General features: G+C 33.3%; 18 protein-coding genes. 5 read left to right on the top strand and 13 right to left on the bottom strand.

Translation table 11 applies throughout. From position 1 onward, the window contains the following. Positions 1 to 13 precede the first annotated feature (13 nt). Positions 14 to 997 (top strand): methylmalonyl Co-A mutase-associated GTPase MeaB, encoded by a 984-nt coding sequence (gene meaB, locus BM238_RS11735; protein WP_090081189.1) that lies wholly within the window; start codon positions 14 to 16, stop codon positions 995 to 997. Here the strand turns inward: meaB and BM238_RS11740 are convergent, their stop codons facing one another. Beyond that, positions 998 to 1528, bottom strand: coding sequence for a DUF4251 domain-containing protein (locus tag BM238_RS11740; RefSeq protein ID WP_090081193.1), 531 nt, complete (start codon positions 1526 to 1528; stop codon positions 998 to 1000). It lies immediately after the preceding gene. Positions 1529 to 1628: 100 nt separating this feature from the next. Here BM238_RS11740 and BM238_RS11745 point away from each other — a divergent pair, with 100 nt between their 5' ends. Beyond that, entirely contained in the window at positions 1629 to 2435 is an 807-nt protein-coding gene (locus tag BM238_RS11745) for a M48 family metallopeptidase (protein ID WP_090081197.1), read from the top strand. 74 nt (positions 2436 to 2509) lie between these two features. Continuing rightward, a complete protein-coding gene (locus tag BM238_RS11750) occupies positions 2510 to 2836 on the top strand; it encodes a hypothetical protein (RefSeq protein WP_090081201.1) in 327 nt (108 codons plus the stop codon). Positions 2837 to 2868: 32 nt separating this feature from the next. Here BM238_RS11750 and BM238_RS11755 read toward each other — a convergent pair whose 3' ends face one another. The 7 genes from BM238_RS11755 to pgi all read right to left on the bottom strand — a co-directional run bounded on the left by BM238_RS11755 (position 2869) and on the right by pgi (position 9763). Next, positions 2869 to 3492, bottom strand: a complete 624-nt coding sequence (locus BM238_RS11755; protein WP_090081206.1) for an outer membrane beta-barrel protein — start codon at positions 3490 to 3492, stop codon at positions 2869 to 2871. Continuing rightward, complete coding sequence (locus BM238_RS11760; RefSeq protein WP_090081210.1) at positions 3476 to 4294, bottom strand: ABC transporter ATP-binding protein; 819 nt, start codon at positions 4292 to 4294, stop codon at positions 3476 to 3478. The genes BM238_RS11755 and BM238_RS11760 overlap by 17 nt, the downstream gene beginning before the upstream one ends. Further along, positions 4294 to 5046 (bottom strand): MlaE family ABC transporter permease, encoded by a 753-nt coding sequence (locus BM238_RS11765; protein WP_090081214.1) that lies wholly within the window; start codon positions 5044 to 5046, stop codon positions 4294 to 4296. Before BM238_RS11765 ends, BM238_RS11760 begins: the two co-directional genes overlap by 1 nt. A 37-nt stretch (positions 5047 to 5083) precedes the next feature. After that, positions 5084 to 6451: an exopolysaccharide biosynthesis polyprenyl glycosylphosphotransferase gene (locus BM238_RS11770; protein ID WP_090081218.1), complete on the bottom strand. Its 1368-nt coding sequence runs from the start codon at positions 6449 to 6451 to the stop codon at positions 5084 to 5086. A gap of 24 nt (positions 6452 to 6475) precedes the next feature. Then, the gene (locus tag BM238_RS11775) at positions 6476 to 7105 is read right to left on the bottom strand and encodes a 7-carboxy-7-deazaguanine synthase QueE (protein ID WP_090081223.1); all 630 of its coding nucleotides are present in this window, start codon (positions 7103 to 7105) and stop codon (positions 6476 to 6478) included. Positions 7106 to 7201: 96 nt separating this feature from the next. Beyond that, the gene (locus BM238_RS11780) at positions 7202 to 8086 is read right to left on the bottom strand and encodes a bifunctional 5,10-methylenetetrahydrofolate dehydrogenase/5,10-methenyltetrahydrofolate cyclohydrolase (protein WP_090081227.1); all 885 of its coding nucleotides are present in this window, start codon (positions 8084 to 8086) and stop codon (positions 7202 to 7204) included. Between the two features lie 36 nt (positions 8087 to 8122). Continuing rightward, positions 8123 to 9763: a glucose-6-phosphate isomerase gene (gene pgi / locus BM238_RS11785; protein WP_090081231.1), complete on the bottom strand. Its 1641-nt coding sequence runs from the start codon at positions 9761 to 9763 to the stop codon at positions 8123 to 8125. 187 nt (positions 9764 to 9950) lie between these two features. Between pgi and BM238_RS11790 the strand changes: the two genes are divergently transcribed. After that, complete coding sequence (locus BM238_RS11790; protein ID WP_090081235.1) at positions 9951 to 10718, top strand: GLPGLI family protein; 768 nt, start codon at positions 9951 to 9953, stop codon at positions 10716 to 10718. 76 nt (positions 10719 to 10794) lie between these two features. Here BM238_RS11790 and BM238_RS11795 read toward each other — a convergent pair whose 3' ends face one another. The 5 genes from BM238_RS11795 to lon all read right to left on the bottom strand — a co-directional run bounded on the left by BM238_RS11795 (position 10795) and on the right by lon (position 16388). Further along, positions 10795 to 11226 (bottom strand): hypothetical protein, encoded by a 432-nt coding sequence (locus BM238_RS11795; protein WP_090081241.1) that lies wholly within the window; start codon positions 11224 to 11226, stop codon positions 10795 to 10797. 27 nt (positions 11227 to 11253) lie between these two features. After that, the gene (locus BM238_RS11800; protein WP_090081244.1) at positions 11254 to 12177 is read right to left on the bottom strand and encodes a DUF4349 domain-containing protein; all 924 of its coding nucleotides are present in this window, start codon (positions 12175 to 12177) and stop codon (positions 11254 to 11256) included. Positions 12178 to 12365: 188 nt separating this feature from the next. Further along, positions 12366 to 12746, bottom strand: a complete 381-nt coding sequence (locus BM238_RS11805) for a DoxX family membrane protein (RefSeq protein ID WP_090081247.1) — start codon at positions 12744 to 12746, stop codon at positions 12366 to 12368. 24 nt (positions 12747 to 12770) lie between these two features. Next, complete coding sequence (locus BM238_RS11810) at positions 12771 to 13889, bottom strand: AI-2E family transporter (protein ID WP_233741958.1); 1119 nt, start codon at positions 13887 to 13889, stop codon at positions 12771 to 12773. A 99-nt stretch (positions 13890 to 13988) separates the two neighbouring features. Continuing rightward, positions 13989 to 16388 (bottom strand): endopeptidase La, encoded by a 2400-nt coding sequence (lon, locus tag BM238_RS11815; protein ID WP_090081250.1) that lies wholly within the window; start codon positions 16386 to 16388, stop codon positions 13989 to 13991. Between the two features lie 379 nt (positions 16389 to 16767). On the opposite strand from lon, the gene BM238_RS11820 reads away from it, so the two are divergent. Beyond that, positions 16768 to 18918 carry a peptidylprolyl isomerase gene (locus BM238_RS11820; protein ID WP_090081252.1) on the top strand — a complete coding sequence of 717 codons (2151 nt, stop codon included), beginning with the start codon at positions 16768 to 16770 and terminating at the stop codon, positions 18916 to 18918. Positions 18919 to 18921 lie beyond the last annotated feature (3 nt).

Genomic DNA, 18921 nt, shown 5'->3' on the forward strand with positions numbered 1-18921 from the left:
ATTTTTTAATTTAATGATTTTAGACAATGAAACTTTAGTAAAAGGCATAAAATCCGGCGATAAAAGATTGCTCGGTAAAGCCATTACTTTGGTGGAAAGTAAAAAACCTGAACATAGAATTCAAGCAGATTTATTATTAAAGGAAATTTTACCGTTCAGCGGAAATTCGATTAGAATTGGAATAACCGGGGTTCCCGGTGCAGGGAAATCTACATTTATAGAAAATTTTGGAAAACTTGCGATTGAGAGTGGAAAAAAAGTCGCTGTATTGGCAATTGATCCAAGTTCATCTTTAAATAAAGGAAGTATTCTTGGTGATAAAACCCGAATGGAAGAATTGGCGCGGGAGAAAAATGCGTTCATCAGACCAAGTCCAAGTTCGGGATTTTTGGGCGGCGTTGCCAATGCGACTTTTGAAAGTATGTTGCTTTGTGAAGCGGCAGGTTACGATTTTATTTTAATTGAAACCGTCGGCGTTGGTCAAAGTGAGGTTTTAGTTTCAGATATTACGGACGTTTTTTTATTTCTAAAAATAATGGGCGGCGGTGATGAATTACAAGGCATAAAACGTGGCATTATGGAAATGATCGACGTGGTTTTCATTAACAAAGTAAATGATGAAAATCTGCGTAAAGCAAAAACTGAGAAAGTTGATTTGATGCGCGCTTTACATTTTATGCCTTCGAAAGAAAAAGATTGGAAAATCCCGGTTTTGCTTGGTTCTGCTATAGAGAATAAAGGTTTAGATAAAGTTTTTGAGGAAATAAATAATTTTATTGATTTAAAAAAACTGAATCAAAATTTTGAAAAAAACCGTCACTTACAAGCAGAAAAACGTTTTGATTATTGGGTTCAAAATTATATTTTAGAAGAATTAAAAACGAAAGAAAATTCTGAAAATGAATTTAAATTACACAAAAAAAATGCTTCAGAATTGAAAAGTAATCCAAGTTCTGAAGCACGTTTGTGGGTAGAAAAAATTTTTAAAAAACTTTGATTATTTTGTAATCTCTTTATTTTTCATAATGTAACCATCGTAACTTATCGATTGTCTATCATTTGAAATTAAATTAGCATATGATTTTCCATTAGAAAAAACTGAAATATTTATTGTAATTTGACTTGGTTGGTCATTCGTTACCATTTTGTATTCCCAATCGCCTTTTTTATTTTGTGTTTTATTTAAAGTAAAATCTTTTGATGTAAAATTAAAATTATTTTTAGTTGAGTCAAAATTTGGCGTGTACATACGTCCGAAATAGGGAAGATCAACTTTTAATTCTTTATCTTTTAAAGTGATGACGTAGCCGTAATCCAAAGTTAAGAATCTTTGTGACCCAGCGCCAGGAAAGCTATTCATTACATTTATCACATCGAAATTTGTGGGATTCGCCCTCTCTGCCAGAAATGTAAACTGATCTGTATTTATTAGTTGTTGAACATTAGCTGTGGAATTATAAATTTTTTGGCTGCAGCTGGAGAAAGAAACTACAGCAATTATGCAAATTGAATATATTAAATTTTTCATTATTTTTTTAAATAATACATCAATTTTGGTGCTAAAAGTTAGTTTTTTAAATATGAATTTAAAATTGGAATAGAAATTGTAAAATCTAAAAAAAATTATTATGAAAATTAAAAGTATTTTAGGATTTGGATTTATTGGTATCAGTCTTTGGGCATGTACAACTAATCCAATCACAGGTCGTTCATCACTCCATTTGGCAAATGACCAGGAAATCGATGCGATGGCGCTTCAGGAATATAAGCAAACACTACAAACGGGAAAAGTGATCAGTGGAACGACTTCCGCCACTTTAGTAAAAACTGTTGGTAATAGAATAAAAAATGCTGCTGTAAAGTATTATACAAGTCTTGGAAGACAAGGCGACATTGCAAATTACCAGTGGGAATTTAATTTATTGCAGGATGCCCAATTAAATGCATGGTGTATGCCTGGTGGAAAAGTAGCTGTTTATTCAGGTATTTTGCCGGTAACGAAAGATGCAACTGGTTTAGCAGTAGTTTTAGGTCATGAGATTTCGCACGCACTTGCAGGTCATGGAAACGAGAGAATTTCTCAGGCCATGGTTGCTCAATATGGTGGTGCAATTTTAGGCAGTTCAATTTCAAATCAGCAGGTTGCTGCAATATTTTCAAGAGCTTATCCAGTGGGAGCACAGGTTGGTTTATTGGCTTATGGTAGAAAACAGGAATTGGAAGCTGATGAAATGGGTCTTTATCTAATGTCAATGGCCGGATATAATCCTCAACAGGCGCCAATCTTTTGGGAAAGAATGGAAAGTTCTTCAGGTAGCGGAAACAGATCGCCGGAATTTCTTTCAACTCACCCAGCGCCAGAAAACAGAAGAGCTGATTTATTGAATGATATGCCAAAAGCATTAGAATACTACCGCGCAGCAGGCGGAAAATAATCTAAAAATAATATAGAATTTTCCAAAATTTAATTTATTTTGGAAAGTTTTTTTTAAATATAAAAACAATTACCATGAAAAATTTAACATTTATTGGAATCATTCTACTAGCTTTAGCTTTCCTTTTATATTATTTAATGCCGGAATTTTCTTTTATTAAATTGTTTGAACCCATAAATCTAATGGGAATTCTTGCGGGGATTGGCATAGGTTTGATTATCGGAGGTTTAGTCGGCTATGTAAGTAAAGGTTCATCCATTCGAAAATCTAACCAGAGAAAAGATTATATTCAACTCGAAAAAGAAAAGAAAGCACTGGAAGTCCAGGCTGCCATGTTAGCAAACAATCAGTCGGTTACTAATGAAGATTTACAACAAAAAAATATGCAAAATCAACCGTGATTTTGCATATTTTTTTTAAATATTAAAAATTATTAAAATTTGTAGCCTAAACCTATTAAAACAAGATTTGGTCTGTTGTCATAACGAATTGTAGTTTGTTTGCCTGCCACATTGCTGATGAATTTGCGCTGATCCTGAGAGAAAGCACCTTCATATCGTGCATTAAGAATCAACTTTGAAATTTGAACCTGTGCGCCAAACTGATATCCTACAGTAAATTGTTTTTGAGCATTCTCCTTAAAATCCTGAAACTGATCATCTTTAGATAAATTGTAACTGGCAACTGGTCCTACAAAAACGCCAAGCGTTTCTCCCAAAACATTGTATCCAACTAAAACCGGTACATCTACACGATTATATTTTGCCTCTAATTTTACATTTGTTACAGGTTCTGTAAAACTATTTTTAAAAGTAGTGTAATAAATCTCTGGCATTAAAAATAATGATGTAGGCAGAGAAATTTTTGCTGAAAGACCAACATTGAAACCGGCGATATTTTTACCCGATTGATCGTAAGCACTTGATGCTGTATTTGAAATATCTTTCCATGAGGAAGAATTTGTTGGGAATAATGCATTTGCTTTGGCTGAAAGTGTTAGCTGCGCGCATGCTAATTCGGAAATTCCTATTAAGGCTAAACTAAAAATCTGTTTCATTTTCTGGTGGTTTTGTTATGATGTTTTCGATCATTGTTTTATCAGTTTTCAGAAAATATTCCCGAAGTTCTTTAAACAACTCTGATGAATAAACGAAATCTATAAGATTTTTATTGTTAGCGTTAATTAAAATATCTTTTGTTCCTTCCCATTCCTTAATACCAAGTCTTAAATAAACGATCTTTTCACCAACCGTCATTACAGAATTCATATCATGGGTGTTGATAATTGTTGTCGTATTATATTCTTTGGTAATTTCAAGCAGTAGATCGTCGATAATATTCGAAGTATAAGGATCCAAACCTGAATTAGGCTCATCACAAAATAAATATTTTGGATTATTCACAATCGCTCTGGCGATCGCAACCCTTTTTTGCATTCCACCGGAGATTTCTGAAGGATATTTGCGGTTTGCTTTTCCTAAATGTACTTTGCCAATAACGTCCATTACACGGCGTTTTTTCTCTCTGTAAGTTAAATCACTGAACATATTTAGAGGAAACATAATATTTTCATCAACGGTCATTGAGTCAAAAAGTGCACTTCCCTGAAAAACGGTCCCGATCTCAGATCGCAAAGTTTGCTTTTCGTCACGTGACATTTTATTAATATCTCTGCCATCGAACATGATTTCACCGGATGAAGGTTGGTAAACATTTAATAGACTTTTTAAGAATACAGTTTTTCCTGAACCACTTTGCCCAATGATCATATTGACCTTTCCGGTTTCAAAAGTAGTGGTAATGCCTTTTAAGACTTCAACGTTACCAAAATTTTTCTTTAAATTTTTTATTTCTATCATTAACTTAAAAACATTTGGGTGAGTAAAAGATTTGCCATAATAATTGAAACAATCGTCCAAACCACGGCTTGTGTACTGGCGCGGCCAACTTCCAGAGAACCTCCTTTTACGTTAAAGCCAAAATAAGCCGGAACGGTGGCAATTATAAATGCAAAAACTGCAGTTTTAAAGAAAGCGTACCATATAAATGAGAATGGCATATACATTTGAATTCCAGTGATATAGTCTGCTTTGCTCCAGCTTCCCGTAGCAATTCCGGCTAAATAACCACCGTAAATTCCAAACACGATACTGATCGCAATTAACAACGGATTAAAGATTACACTTGCAATAATTTTTGGTAAAATTAAAAAATTTGGTGAATTAACGCCCATAATATCAAGTGCATCAATTTGCTCAGTAACCCTCATTGTTCCTATACTTGAGGCAATATACGAACCAACTTTACCTGCTAAAATAACAGATATAATTGTGGGTGCAAATTCAAGTATTAAAACTACTTTGGTCGCGTAACCAATAAAACTTAGAGGAATTGGGAATGAAGAAGCGGTAAAGTTATTAAACATCTGTATGGCAACTACGGCACCAACGAAAGTGGACGTAAATAATACCAGACCGAAGGAATTAACTCCTAAATCTGCAATCTCTCTAAAAAATAATTTCACAAAGACAGCAGTATTCTGCGGCCTTTTCATGGCTTTTCCCAAAAGCAGAAAATATTCCCCAATGGAAGTAAACAGTCTTTTTAACATAGCGCTAAATTAGTGTTTTTTTATGTTATCAAATTGATTAATGAGCGTTTTTATCACCTTTTATTAACAATAATATCGTTTTTAAAGCAATGACAAGATCTAAACTTAATGTCCAGTTTTTAACATAAAAAGAATCGGATAAAATTCTTTTTTGCATTTCAAAATCAATATTTTCTCCGTCACCACGCAGGCCATTAACCTGTGCTAAACCTGAAATACCTGGCTTCACATGACTTCTAAGGGAGTATCTTATAATTTTTTGTTTAAAATGATCATCTACAAGCAACATATGAGGTCGCGGTCCAATGATCGACATTTCTCCTTTTAAAACATTTATGAACTGCGGTGTTTCATCGAGGCTTGTTCTACGTAAAAATTTACCGATAGAAGTTATTCTTTTATCATCGATTGAAGTGGTTTTTTCATCACAGGAATTATTGATCTTCATAGTACGGAATTTCAAACAGGTGAATATTTTGTCATGATAACCATAACGTTTTTGCTTAAAAATTGCAGAACCTTTGCCTTGAGATTTTATTAAAAGTGCAATGAGCGGAAAAAGCCAAAGACCAATCACAAGTAAGAAGATCAGCGAAAATAAAATGTCAAAAACTCTTTTGATCAAATAATTAGTTAAATAATCCAATGGAAATTTAAATTGTGTCAAAATCGGTTGCATTCCAACATATTCAAGCTCATACTTTAAAAAAGCATTTTGAATAATATTGGGTACTAATGATATTAAAACCTTGTTTTTTTCTGCAGCGTTAAAAATTTCAGATTCTAGATTTTTGTCTATTTCAGAATTTTCAGAAGGTAAAATTAAAGTATGAATTCCGTTAGTTTTCCAGAATTTTTCCAGATTTTCTACCGTTGGGTTTTCTTTGAAATTAAAAAATTTAAAACCATAATCTTTTCTTTCTATAAGGACACTTTTCAAATAATCGGTAGAATCGTTTTCCGATAAAAACATAATATTTCTATGGTTAAAACCAAAAGTCCGAAGATATTTTAAAGTAAAAAAAGAGATACTTTTTATAATTGACAGTGAAACAAAAAGAGAGACACCAACCTGAAAACGGTCTTCCTTTAAAAAAGGGTTGTTGCTGACTTTTGCCAGCAAAATAACGCCTACTATAAAAAGAAAAATATGCGTGATGATTCGCTCGAGATAAATCGTGAAAGTAAGATTACGCGGAATAGAGTAAAGTTTTGTCCTTCCACTGAGCAAAATCCAGAAAGAAATCAGGATTATAAGTGAGATAATATTTAGCTCAGAAATGCCATCATTTTCGTTAAAATCTGTTTTTCTCCAAAATAAATAAATAAAAACAACTGAGAGCACGACAATATCCAGCGTGATAAATGTACTTTTGAAGTAGCGCGAATATCGAAGTCTCTGCATCTAAATTTTATTTGAAAAATAAATTTACGGAATATTTAAATACTTGTGGGTTTGCACAGAAACCTGCCATTTTGGATTTTTCATCACAAAATCCGTCATTTTCGGATACATTTCATCGCGTTTGCTCCACTCGCTTTGAAGGTATAATTTGCAGTTATCATTTACTTTTTCAGCTTGTTCCGCAGCAAAAATAAAGTCATTATTATTAAAAATGATTACTTTTAATTCATGAGCTACTTCATAAATGTCATTTTTGGGAAGACCTGTCTTCTTTGGAGAAAGCGTTATCCAATCAAGAATGCCGCTCATTTCGTAAGCACCAGAAGTTTCAATATGAATAGTGCAGCCTAAATTTTTTAATTGTTGTGTTAAAGGATTAAGATTCCACATCAGAGGTTCACCACCAGTTAAAACTATTGTTTTGCAATTTGAGGCAGCAATTTCTGCAATTTGTGAAGTTTCCATTAAAGGATGTTTTGCAGGATCCCAACTTTCTTTGACGTCGCACCAGTGACAGCCAACATCGCAACCGCCCAATCTTATAAAATAGGCCGCTTTTCCTGTGTAGGCACCTTCACCTTGAATGGTATAAAAATGTTCCATCACGGGAAGTAATTCGCCGCTTTCTAATCTTATTTTTTCTAAATCTGTCATTTGAAATTAAATATACCGCGCTTTATCAGCGGCACTTTCTGTTTTTGGAATAAATATGTTTTAATTCCTTTTTATTATTAAATTTATTTAAAAAAATCAATCATTATAGACTGATGTTTTATAAGCTAAAAGAGTGTTTTTCAATAGCATAGCGCGAGTCATCGGACCTACGCCACCAGGAACGGGTGTAATCCACGACGCTTTTTCTGCGCAACTTTCAAAATCAACGTCGCCTGCTAAATGATAACCTTTTACTGAATCGTCATCAACTCTAGTGATCCCAACATCCACAATAATTGCATCTTTCTTGATCATTTCACTTTTCAAAAAACCCGGATCACCTAAAGCAGTGATCACAATATCAGCACTTTGAGTGAATTTTTCAATATGCGGCGTATAACTGTGGGTAAGCGTCACCGTTGAGTTTCCTGGAAAATCTTTTCTTCCCATTAATATACTCATTGGTTTTCCCACAATTCTGCTTCTCCCGATAATTACACAGTGCTTGCCTTTGGTTTCAATACCATAACGTTCTAGTAATGTGAGTATTCCGAAAGGTGTAGCCGGTAGAAAAGTATCCATTTCCAGTGCCATTTTACCAAAATTTTCCGGGTGAAAACCGTCGACATCTTTCCGTGGATCGATCGCCATAATAATTTTTTCCTGATCAATTTGTTTTGGCAAAGGAAGCTGAACAATAAAACCATCAACAGATTTGCTTTGATTTAATTCTTCAATTTTTTCTAAAAGTTCTGCTTCAGAAACAGTCGCCGGGAATTTTAGTAAACTTGATCGGAATCCAACATCCTCACAATCTTTCACTTTGCTGTTAACATACGCCTGGCTAGCTCCGTTGTTTCCAACAAGAATTGCAACAAGATGCGGCGCTCTTTTTTTATTATCAAGAATTTTTTCTACTTCAGCTTTTATTTCGTGTTTTATATCCTTTGAAATTTTAAGACCGTCAAGTATTTTTGCCATAATTTTTATTTAATTAATTTCCGTTTTTTACACTAATTATTTATTGTTTTTATAATAATTAACTAAAGCATTAGTAGAAGAATCATGTGAAGTTACTTGCTCATTATCAAGGAGTTTCGGTAGTATTTTTCCTGCTAAAACTTTTCCTAATTCTACACCAAATTGATCAAAACTAAAGATGTTCCAAATAATTCCCTGAACAAATATTTTGTGCTCATAAAGCGCAATTAACTGTCCCAAAGAAAAAGGTGTTAATTCTTTAAAAAACAAAGAGTTCGTAGGGGAATCTCCTGTGAAGACCTTATAAGGTGAAAGTTTAGAAATTTCTTCTTCTGTTTTACCTTCTTTTTTTAATTCTTCAATCACTTCATCCTCTGTTTTACCAAAAGCCAAAGCTTCTGTTTGTGCGAAAAAATTAGCGAGTAATTTCGGTTGATGATCACCTAAATTGTTGCAGGATTCAATATAAGCTATAAAATCTGCAGGTATTAATTCTGTTCCCTGATGGATAAGTTGGTAAAAAGCGTGTTGTCCATTGGTTCCTGGTTCGCCCCAGATTACCGGTCCGGTTTCGTACTCAACAAAATCACCGTTTCTGTCTACACATTTTCCATTACTTTCCATATCTCCCTGTTGTAAATAGGCTGCAAAACGGTCTAAATACTGAGAATAGGGAAGAATAGCAACAGTTCCAGCGTCGTAAAAATTACGGTACCAGATTCCCAATAATCCCATTATTACAGGAATATTTTCAGAAAATTTTGTAGTTTTAAAATGAATATCGGTCTCGTTTGCACCTTTTAACAGTTGTTCAAAATTTTCATAACCCACAAATAGAACTATGCTCAAACCTATGGCACTCCACAAAGAATATCTGCCACCTACCCAATCCCAAAACTGGAAAATATTTTCTTCAGCTATTCCAAATTCTTTTACAGCTTTGATATTAGTTGAAAGGGCAACAAAATGTTTCGCAACGTCATTTTCTTTTCCTGCTTTTAAAAACCAATCTTTCGCAGAGTTGGCATTCGTCATTGTTTCCTGCGTGGTAAAAGTTTTTGACGCTACGATAAAAAGTGTCGTTTCGGGATTAAGATCTTTTACCGTTTCAACCAAATGATTACCGTCAATATTTGATATAAAATGAACATTTAATCTTGTTTTGAAATGTTTCAATGCCGAACAAACCATAACTGGTCCAAGGTCAGAACCGCCAATTCCGATGTTTACGATATCTGTAATTTCTTTTCCGCTAAAACCTTTGTGATCGCCAGAAATGATCTTTTCTGAAAAAGTTTTCATTTGATCTAAAACTTTTTTGATCTCTGGTTTTATATTTTCGCCGTCCACCAAGATAGGCTCCGGGGAAAAATCTCTTAATGCAGTGTGAAGAACTGCGCGATGCTCTGTTTCGTTAATAATTTCACCAGAAAACATTGCTTTTATTGCTTCTTCAAGTTTGCATTCTTCAGCTAAATTTAAAAGAAGTTCAAGCGTTTTTTTGTCAATTAAATTTTTAGAAAAATCGAATAAATAATCTTCGTGCTGTATTGAAAATTTGGAAAAACGTTCTGAATCATAATTAAAAAGCGAGCGCATTTCAAAATCATTTGTTGCGAAATGTTCTTGTAAATTTTTCCAGGATTTAGTATTTAAAGGATTTATTTTTGGTAGCATTTTGTGATTTTAAATTAAAAGCATTTAAATTTTTAGCAAGTAGAAATAGTTGCAAATTTAATGAAAAAAAAATGCTTATTTATGATTGTTCACATACTATTGATTTATAATTAATGTGAATTTTTCTTTAAAAAAATTATATATTTACCTTAATATTTTTAAATAATATTAACATTTAATATATTTAATGAAGAAAATAGGTTTCATATTTTTACTATTTAGTATTGTATTACAATCACAAAATAAATTAGATTCAAAAATCAGAGTTTTATATGTGTCAAATTATTTGGAGAGTAAAAAGCCAAATCTCCAAAAGATTGATAAAACGGTAGTTTTAATTGCAGGTACGGATGAATCAGTTTTTCTGACAGCCAATTCATATACATCTGATTCACTAAAGCTTGAAAATAGAGGTATTGAGGAAGTCATGAAATATTATGAGCCACAGTACCAGTATGAAATTTTAGTGAATAAGCGTGAAATTAACTTTTATGATTCTATTTTAAATACTGAAATTGGTTATAGTGAACCAAATAAGATGAGTTGGACTTTAGAAAAAGAGTATAAAAATATTTTAGGTGTGAAATGCCAAAAAGCTACGTTGGCGAAATATGGCAGAAAGTGGATCGCTTTTTTTAGCATGAATTATCCCTTTCCCTTTGGTCCCTATAAATTCAATGGACTTCCAGGTTTAATTTTAGAAGTACATGATTTAGACAATGAATTTAATTTTACAGCGGTTGAGATTAAAACTTTTAAGAAAGATTATCCAATTTCAAAGGTCATCAATGTAAAAAAATTTTCTAAAGATGATTTTTTAAAAGCGAAAAATAATTTAGAAAGTGACTTCACTTTTGGAGGCAAAATAAAATTGGCACCAGAATCTGCAAAATTATTTACCGACAAATATAAAGAAAATAGAAAATTTGAAAATCCTATTGAGATTAATAATTAACTGTTAGTAGTGTTATTCTCACAAAATAAAAACCTCCGAAAATTTATCGGAGGCTTTTTTATTTTGGGTTCAAGTTCTAATTATTTCTTGCATTAAATCTTTCTGTCATAGTGCTTTCCGTAAAACGTTCCCGGCCATCATCGCTTTTGAATATTGGTGAGAAATCAAGCATAACAGATAGTTTATCGGTTGGCATATTGGGATTAAAATTATTTTTTACCCTTTTGAAAGAGCGGATCAATGCAAATTTAAAGTCATCACTGGTTTCAGGAAATACTTTTGGATGCTGAATTTTGCCATCTTTATCAAGATCAAACGTTAAAATAAATTTACCATTAACCTGATAATCAGAGGAAAATACGCCAAAACTATTTTCAACGTCTTTTTTAAATTGTGCGTCACCTCCTTTGTAAACCTCGTTTAAATCTTTACTTTCCGGCGTCGCCACAACCTGAGCTGAAGCAAATGAAGCACATATCAAACTTATTAATAATACTAACTTTTTCATGATATTTTAATTAATGTAAATTTAAGTTTAATTCTCTAACTCAGTGTTAATTCTCTTACTTTTTTTAAAGCCTCTTTTTTTCAAATAAATATAAATCAAAGTAAAAATGAGAATCAATGTCCAGATTGACAGTAAACCGATAACAATTTTCTGAATTAAATAAAAGCCTTCTACAAAAGCATTTTTCACATCAAACAGAAAGTTGATTTTGTATTTATTGTCAATATTTTTACTATTTGTTATGGCAGTTTCTGCCACTCTAACTTTTGGTTCTTTTAAATAGATAGTAACATTGCTGTATTTCAGATTGTCGTCCGTTACGAAATTTGCAGTTTTTTGATAATTATTTTCCGATTCAGTTTCATTCGATAATTTTACTTTCTCGATATTCGTCTTTAAGTTTGAGATCTCTTTTTGATTTTTTTCAAGTTTTGAAGTTTCTAATTTTGCCAAATGCATGTTTGCCGTGATATCTTCCGCAGATATATTTCTTTGATTTAAAAATAGTTTTTGTTTATTGATAAATTCAAGAAAGTCACCTAACTTTTCTGTGGGTATTCGAACCTCCATTGTATTTTCTGTTTGAAATTTTCTCACCAGAATTGCATTTGCATCGGAAGTATTATAAGTTTCATCGGAAATAATATCAGAATTTAATTTACTTAATGTGACAAATCCTCCATTATTTTTTAGGTATTTTTCGATGTCGACGGTGGATTTATAGACATCTTGTACTTCCATATTTACGTCAGCAGATCTTACAAATTTCTTTCCTTCAATGTTTTGTGTGGCGGCGGAAGATATTTCGGCAGACGCACTATCCGTAGCAACCATCGCATCATTTTGAGAATAACCTGCGTCAGCCGTGTTTACCGATTCAGTTTTTTTGCAGGAATTTAGAAAGAAAATTGCTAAAAAAATTAAAGCAGTTTTTGAATTTAAATGTTTCATAATATTTGGTTTTAAAATTATGAAAGTAAATTTCTGAAACTTGTTCTCCGTTCTTTTGTAAAATAGTTGTTTAAAGTCTGTAAAAACTTAATTTAATTTAAACATTTGATATTCAAAGGTTTGTAAAAAAAATACCCTTGAAATAATTTCCAAAGGTATTTTACAAAATTTTAAAGAGCGAACTTATTTTAACTAAAAATCGCTTTCAGTTTATGTTTGTTATCAAGCAGAATCCAGATGTTAATAATAAAAAGTGCCACAGAAATGCCGATTCCAACGGCAGCCGGTGCAACCGTGAAATTATGGGCTAAAATGCCAATTATCACCGGCAATAAAATGATTGCGCCCAAAGTTCTTGTTTTTGGAAAAAGTACTAAAATACCGCCAACAACTTCCATTAATCCAACTAAAGGAAGCAACCACGGCACTTGCATAAATGCTGCAAAAGCTTTTTTTGCTTCTTCCGGCATATCCGTCTGCATTGGCATGTAATGAAAAAATTTGTCGAGTCCTGCGTTAATGAACATTAATGCAAATAAAATGAATACAATTGTTTTTAAAATTTTCATGGTTTTAGTTTTTAAGGTTTTCTTTTAGTCTTTTTCTTCCAAAGTAATTTTTTTACTGATCTTTAATCTTCTTTTTGGGCGCGTGGTCACTACTTCTTCATCGCCTAAAAGTTCGCCCCAAGGTTTTAAAGTATCTATTCTTTCTAAAATTATTTTTAAAATCGCAAGAAAAGGAATTCCCAGAAACATACCGGAAATACCCCATAAACTTTCACCTATCAAAATAATGATAAACGAAAAAAGTGCGTTGATTTTTACTTTTGAACCAACTACAAAAGGCAAAATAATATTGCTGTCAATAAGGTGAACGCCAATATAACCCATTATCACGAACAAAAACTTTGATGATCCGCCCATTGCAAAACTGATGAAACTTGCGAAAATAGCTGCGATAAAAATTCCCACGTAAGGAATGACATTTAAAATCCCCGTAAGAACGCCGAGTAACAAGGCATATTTCACATCTAAAACGGTCAAAACCAAACTCGTCATTGCAGCGACGATGAAAATCTCTATGAATAAACCTGTGATGTATTTCTTAATAATTTTTTGAACTTCCTTTGTGATGTCTTCAACTTTACTGCGGTGCTCGTCCTGAAAAACATTCGTGATAAAACCATAAAGAACGCGGCGATAATTTAAAATAAAAATAAAAAATATCACACTAAACACGAAAAAAGCCATACTGGAAGAAAAAACTGCCAACGTAGTTCCTAATATTATAGTACTGGAGGAAATCAGTTTGTCACCGGCTTCATTTAAATATTTTAATTGTTTATTAAAATTTATATTAAAATTGTGAGAAACATAAGTTTGAAGTTGACCAAAGGATTGAATCACCTGCTTTTGCAGTTTTGGCCAATCGTCACTTAGATCTGAAAACTGAGCACCAAAAAAATAGATAAGTCCTCCCAAAAATGAGATCATAATTAAAACAGAAACCATGGTAGAAAGGCTTCTGTTGAATTTCAACTTTCTTTCCAGAAAATTGGCAAACGGCAAAAATAAAAGGGAGATCAACAACGCAAAAAATAGCGGCGCTAAAATAATTTTACCAACATCCGCCAGATAACCAATGCAGATGATACTTACAAGAACTAAAGCGAGTTTGAGGAGAAAAGGTAGATTTATTCTTTGCAGCATATTTATATTTATTAAAGCAAATATACTTTAAATAAGCAAAAAAAAACCACTGCAAAAAAATTATTTAGGCAGTGGATTTTAGAGGTTTTTCTAAAAGAATTATTTTTCTAAAGCAAGGTCAATTACTTCGCTCATTCTTTCTATATAATTGATTTTTAGGTTTTTAAGATAATCTTTTTTAATTTCTTCCACGTCTTTTCTGTTTGCCTCACAAAGAATTATTTCTACGATTCCAGCGCGGTTTGCAGCAAGAAGTTTTTCTTTAATACCGCCAACAGGTAAAACTTTTCCACGGAGAGTTATTTCGCCCGTCATCGCAAGGTGGGATTTTATTTTTTTATTTTTAAAACTGGATACAATTGACGTAAGCATTGCAATTCCGGCAGACGGACCGTCTTTTGGCGTCGCACCTTCCGGCACGTGAACGTGGATGTTTTTTTTCTGCAGATCTTCCGCAGAAATGCCCAGTTCATCGTGTTTTGCTTTTATGTATTCTAAAGCAATTGTGGCAGATTCTTTCATCACATTACCAAGATTTCCGGTCATCGTCAGATTTCCTTTTCCTTCACTTAAAATACTTTCGATAAACAAAATATCGCCGCCAACGCTCGTCCAGGCTAATCCTGTCACAACACCGGGAACACTTGTGATTTCTGATAGATTTTTTGGTCTTGGAACGCCTAAAATTTCGTCGATTTTTTCAATGGTAATTACTGGATTATACGCTTTCTCCATGGCAGTTTGCAAAGCGACCCATCGGCAAATTGAGGCGAGTTTTTTCTCTAAATTTCTTACGCCACTTTCAGACGTGTGTGCGTCAACAATATGCTTTAATTCTGCGTTGCCAAGTTTTAAAGATTTAATGTTTAAACCGTTTTCTTCCAGTTGTTTTTTGATCAAATGGCGTTTAGCAATTTCAACTTTCTCCTCTAATGTATAACCTGCAATTTCGATGATTTCCATTCTGTCCAAAAGCGGCGTTTGAATAGAAGAAAGTGAATTTGCTGTTGCGATAAACATTACTTTAGATAAATCATAACCCATTTCTAAGAAATTATCATAGAAACTGTTATTTTGTTCCGGATCCAAAACTTCCAGTAAAGCTGAACTCGGATCTCCATGAGCGCTGCTTGTAATTTTGTCGATCTCATCTAAAACAATCACCGGATTTGAAGTTCCTGCTTTCTTTATTGATTGCAAAATTCTTCCCGCCATCGCACCAATGTAAGTTTTTCTGTGTCCACGGATCTCACTTTCATCGTGAAGTCCGCCTAACGAAACACGCACATATTTTCTGCCTAAAGCATCTGCAATTGATTTTCCAAGTGAAGTTTTTCCAACTCCGGGAGGGCCGACCAGACATAAGATCGGCGACTTCATGTTATTTTTCAATTTTAAAACCGCCATGTGTTCTAAAATTCTTTTCTTGATATCTTCTAAACCAAAATGTGCCTTATCTAAAACTTTTTCCGCTTTTATAATATTAAAAACATCTTTTGTGTAAGTTTCCCACGGAAGATCTGTGAAAAAATCCAGATAATTTCTTTGTACGTTATAATCCGGTGAATTTGGATTTTGACGCTGAAGTCGGTTTATTTCTTTCTGAAAATGAAGTTCAACTTCTTCATTCCATTTGGTGTTTTTCGTTTTAAGCAACAATTCTTCGACATCAGATTCCGGACCGCCGCCTAATTCTTCCTGAATAGTTCTAATTTGTTGATTTAAAAAATATTCTTTTTGCTGCTGATCGAGATCTTTGCTGGTTTTTTGATGAATTGCATTTTTTAACTCAAGTCTGCGGAAATCTTCATGCATTAATTCATAGCATTTTTTCGCGCGAAGCATCAGACTTTTTTCTTCCAGTAAAACTTGCTTAAGTTTTGATGTGAAGTTGGCATTTGTACAGATGAAATTGAGAAGATCCTCATTTTCATTCATGTTTTTAATGGCAAAGTTTGCGGCATTTGGAATATTTGGATCGAGCTCGATCATTTTGATAGCTAAATCTTTAATATTGTCGATCAAAGCTTCAAACTCTTCTTTATCTTTGGGCAAAGCATCTTTTAGTTTTGTGATCTCTGCCGTGAAAAACGGTTTTGTCGCCACATAGTTTTTCACTTTAAATCTACCAACGCCGCGTGTGATTGCCGTTATATTCCCTTCTGGAAGTTTAATGATCTTTAAAATCTTTGCGATCGTTCCGACAGTGTAAAGATCTTTCTCTAAAGGATTTTCAATGTCGCCATTTCTTTGACTAATAATTCCGATCAGTTCATTATTTTCCTGCGCACTTTCCAGCAAATTTTTTGAAATCTGTCTGCCTGCCGTAATAGGAATGACCACTTTTGGGAACATTACCATATTTCGAACGGGCAAAATCGGGAATATTTTTTGGTTTTTATCTGTCGGAGTTATGTTTCTCTCGTCAATTTCCTCAGCCACGATGCTGAATCCATCTTCTAAAATATCTGTGAAGTCTATATCTTCAAATTCTTCCATAGTAAGTTTGAATGACAAATTGTCATTTTTTAATTCTTGTTAATGCCCTTTTAAAATTTTGAATTTAAAAAAAGCCTGTGATTGTTTCAAATTATATTTTGCCAATTCCTATGCCATTCAAAATAGTAAAAAATTATGGGTCAAAATTTCCAGTTTTAAAGGTTAATCCTTTTTAAATATAAAGAAAAAACCGCGCAAATTTCAAATGACGAAACTTTTTTGATAAAGATAAAATGCAAATTTAAATACTATATTTTTAAAAAAGAAAATAGTGTTGGAAGGTTTTTGGGTAAAAATTTTTAATAAAAAAATTAAAAGTTTTCTAATATTTTAAAAATGTGTATTTTCGCGGATTGATTATCATTAAATAAATACAAAAATGGCAGTTTTAGGAGAGATTAGAAAGAGACCTTGGCTTTTGATGGGTGCGATTGCAGTAGCGCTTTTGGCGTTTTTAGTAAATCCAGCAAGTATTGAAAAAGTTTTCGGCAGAAATCCTGATGTTTTAGGGAAAGTAAACGGAGATGCAATCACAAGGGAAGAATTTAACAATCAGCTTTATGTTTTGCAAAGCCAGGCTCAACAACAGGGGCAAACTGACAAAGGATTAGAAGAACAGGCGTGGCAAATGATGGTGCAATCTAAACTAATTGCGCAGCAGTTTGAAAAAATGGGATTGAAACTTACTGATGATATGTTCTGGAGTCAACTTCAGTTTGATCCTTTATTTGCAAAAAATAAAGAAAATTTTGATGAAAAAGGAAATTTTAAATCTGCAGATATTAAAAAGCAAATTGAAGATTTGGAAACCAGCGGCAATGTTGAAGGTTTAGCAGGCTGGAATAAGATGAAAGGCGCAATACAATACAGAATGATGGCGCGTCAGCTTTTCGCAAATATTTCAAATGGTATTACGGTCAGTAAAAAAGAAGCCGGTCAAATGGTGAAGATGCGTGATGAAAACGCAGTGATCGATTATGTGAAAGTAGATTATGCAGCTTATGCTAAAAAAAATCCGATAAAAGTAACGACTGAAGATCTTAAAGCTTACATCGATAAACATAAAATAATGTTTAAAGCTGATGCTTCCAGAAATATTGGTCTTGTTTATTTTCCTTCTGCTCCAAGCTCGGAAGATGATGCGACTACTTTAAAAGAGATCACAAAACTTTACACTGGAGGGACAGAAAGCAATGGCGCAGAAAACTTTCAAAATACGAAAAGTGATTCTGCTTTTATTGCATTAAATTCTGATCTTCCTTATAATGCGCAATATTTTTCTCAAGAGCAATTGCCTTTAGGTATTAAAGCGCAAGCTGCAACAGCAAGTATTGGTCAATCATTTGGTCCTTATAAAGAGCAATCATTATATGTGGTTTCTAAAATTTTAGATAAAAAACCTTCAGATTCTACGCTTTCAAGACACATATTGGTTTCTTATACAGGAAATCAGGCTGCAGGTGGTGCAACAAGAACGAAGGAAGAAGCTAAAAAACTGGCTGATTCTATAGGAAATATTTTAAAAAGCCAACCGGCAAAGTTTACTGAATTTTTAAAATATTCTTCTGATCCAGGATCTGCAGCACAAGGCGGAAGTGTGGGCTGGACGACACCTGCGACACCATTCGTAAAACCTTATTTAGACTTTTTAGCTAATAATTCTAAAGGTGCAACCGGTGTTGTAGAATCTCAGTTTGGTTATCACATTATTAATATAGAAGATAAAAAATCTGGTGCGATGAGCTATAAATTAGCAAATCTTGTAAAAGAAATTAAACCTTCTGACAAAACTGATAATAAAGTCTACAGTGACGCAACGAAATTTATTCAGCAGGTGCAAGGTAAATCTTTTAATGATTTTGCGAATATTGCCAAAAAGAACAATTTTAATTTTTCCAATCCTAAAACTGTAAAAAGATTTGACGGAAAATTACAGGGAATTGGAAGCGATAAAGATGAAGACGTAATAGCTTGGGCTTTCGATAAAAAAACTAAAAAAGGTGATAGTGACATCTTTTCAATAGAAGGAACAGGTGGCAAAATTGTGGCATTTGTAAATGGAGTACAGGAAGCGGGAACAGCAGATCCGGAATCTGTAAGAGACCAGATCGAGCCAATAGTAATGAATGAATTACTAGGTAAAAAAATTGCTGAAAAAATCGCGAATGCAAAACCATCTTCATTAGATCAGGTCGCTAAAATGTTTGGCGTAGCAAAAGCAAATGCGCAGGTTAATGTTTTAAACCCAACAGTTGGCGGAGCAATGGAGCCAAAAGTGGCAGGAGCAGCATTTGGTGTGGGTAATAATAAAATTTCAAACGCGGTAGAAGGAATGACAGGTGTTTATGTTGTTCAAAGAAAATCGATCACTACGAATAAACAGCCAGGCGATGAAAAACAAATTCTTCAGGCAATTACACAGCAAAATTCTCAGCAATTTGGTCAGGCTTTTCTAAAAAGTTTGCAGGACAACTCTGATATTAAAGATTACAGAATAGAGGTTTTTGGTAAAGTACAGGAACAGCAGTAATTT

It is taken from the genome of Halpernia frigidisoli (assembly GCF_900113805.1).
In the GTDB taxonomy this organism is placed as follows: Bacteria; Bacteroidota; Bacteroidia; order Flavobacteriales; family Weeksellaceae; genus Halpernia; species Halpernia frigidisoli.

Excerpts from the sequence above, each read along its gene's own strand:
- meaB (WP_090081189.1), top strand. The coding sequence starts at position 14 with ATGATTTTAGACAATGAAACTTTAGTAAAAGGCATAAAATCCGGCGAT.
- BM238_RS11740 (WP_090081193.1), bottom strand. The coding sequence starts at position 1,528 with ATGAAAAATTTAATATATTCAATTTGCATAATTGCTGTAGTTTCTTTC.
- BM238_RS11745 (WP_090081197.1), top strand. The coding sequence starts at position 1,629 with ATGAAAATTAAAAGTATTTTAGGATTTGGATTTATTGGTATCAGTCTT.
- BM238_RS11750 (WP_090081201.1), top strand. The coding sequence starts at position 2,510 with ATGAAAAATTTAACATTTATTGGAATCATTCTACTAGCTTTAGCTTTC.
- BM238_RS11755 (WP_090081206.1), bottom strand. The coding sequence starts at position 3,492 with ATGAAACAGATTTTTAGTTTAGCCTTAATAGGAATTTCCGAATTAGCA.
- BM238_RS11760 (WP_090081210.1), bottom strand. The coding sequence starts at position 4,294 with ATGATAGAAATAAAAAATTTAAAGAAAAATTTTGGTAACGTTGAAGTC.
- BM238_RS11765 (WP_090081214.1), bottom strand. The coding sequence starts at position 5,046 with ATGTTAAAAAGACTGTTTACTTCCATTGGGGAATATTTTCTGCTTTTG.
- BM238_RS11770 (WP_090081218.1), bottom strand. The coding sequence starts at position 6,451 with ATGCAGAGACTTCGATATTCGCGCTACTTCAAAAGTACATTTATCACG.
- BM238_RS11775 (WP_090081223.1), bottom strand. The coding sequence starts at position 7,105 with ATGACAGATTTAGAAAAAATAAGATTAGAAAGCGGCGAATTACTTCCC.
- BM238_RS11780 (WP_090081227.1), bottom strand. The coding sequence starts at position 8,086 with ATGGCAAAAATACTTGACGGTCTTAAAATTTCAAAGGATATAAAACAC.
- pgi (WP_090081231.1), bottom strand. The coding sequence starts at position 9,763 with ATGCTACCAAAAATAAATCCTTTAAATACTAAATCCTGGAAAAATTTA.
- BM238_RS11790 (WP_090081235.1), top strand. The coding sequence starts at position 9,951 with ATGAAGAAAATAGGTTTCATATTTTTACTATTTAGTATTGTATTACAA.
- BM238_RS11795 (WP_090081241.1), bottom strand. The coding sequence starts at position 11,226 with ATGAAAAAGTTAGTATTATTAATAAGTTTGATATGTGCTTCATTTGCT.
- BM238_RS11800 (WP_090081244.1), bottom strand. The coding sequence starts at position 12,177 with ATGAAACATTTAAATTCAAAAACTGCTTTAATTTTTTTAGCAATTTTC.
- BM238_RS11805 (WP_090081247.1), bottom strand. The coding sequence starts at position 12,746 with ATGAAAATTTTAAAAACAATTGTATTCATTTTATTTGCATTAATGTTC.
- BM238_RS11810 (WP_233741958.1), bottom strand. The coding sequence starts at position 13,889 with ATGCTGCAAAGAATAAATCTACCTTTTCTCCTCAAACTCGCTTTAGTT.
- lon (WP_090081250.1), bottom strand. The coding sequence starts at position 16,388 with ATGGAAGAATTTGAAGATATAGACTTCACAGATATTTTAGAAGATGGA.
- BM238_RS11820 (WP_090081252.1), top strand. The coding sequence starts at position 16,768 with ATGGCAGTTTTAGGAGAGATTAGAAAGAGACCTTGGCTTTTGATGGGT.